Source organism: Blautia glucerasea, from assembly GCF_013304385.1.
GTDB classification, from domain to species: domain Bacteria; phylum Bacillota; class Clostridia; order Lachnospirales; family Lachnospiraceae; genus Blautia_A; species Blautia_A ammoniilytica.
In genome coordinates, this window is the sequence record NZ_JAAITU010000154.1 from 1 (window position 1) to 459 (window position 459).

1 protein-coding gene is annotated in these 459 nt (G+C 47.9%); it reads left to right on the forward strand.

What is annotated here, in order from left to right; genetic code table 11:
• A partial coding sequence (locus G5B11_RS18835) for a zinc ribbon domain-containing protein (RefSeq protein ID WP_173729346.1) occupies window positions 1–459 on the forward strand: 459 nt, incomplete at both ends.

A 459-nucleotide genomic window follows, 5' to 3' on the forward strand; every position in this document is an offset into this window, starting at 1 on the left:
TCATTTCCGAAGAAGTGTTCCAAAAAGTTCAGGAGCTGATTGCAAGCAGACGCAGACGACAGAAGAATGGCACAACGCAGATATTTTCCGGGCTGGTAAAATGTGCGGACTGCGGATGGTCATTGGCTTATGGTGTAAACAGCCAGAACAAAAATCCCTATGCACACTACCATTGCAGTAAGTACGGACAGGGATTACGCCAGTGTTCCATGCACTATATTCGCTATGATGTACTGTATGCCTATGTGCTTGCAAGACTGCAATACTGGTCTATGCTGGCACAGAAAGACGAGGACAAGCTGCTGAAACGGCTGCTCAATGCCAGTGACAGGGAAAGAAACTCTGCGAAGAAAAAGCAGGCTGCGGAGCTGAAAAAGGCAGAGAAGCGTAAAGCCGAAGTTGACGGGCTGTTTGCTAAAATGTATGAGGACTGGTCTGCCGGACGCATAACCGAGTATA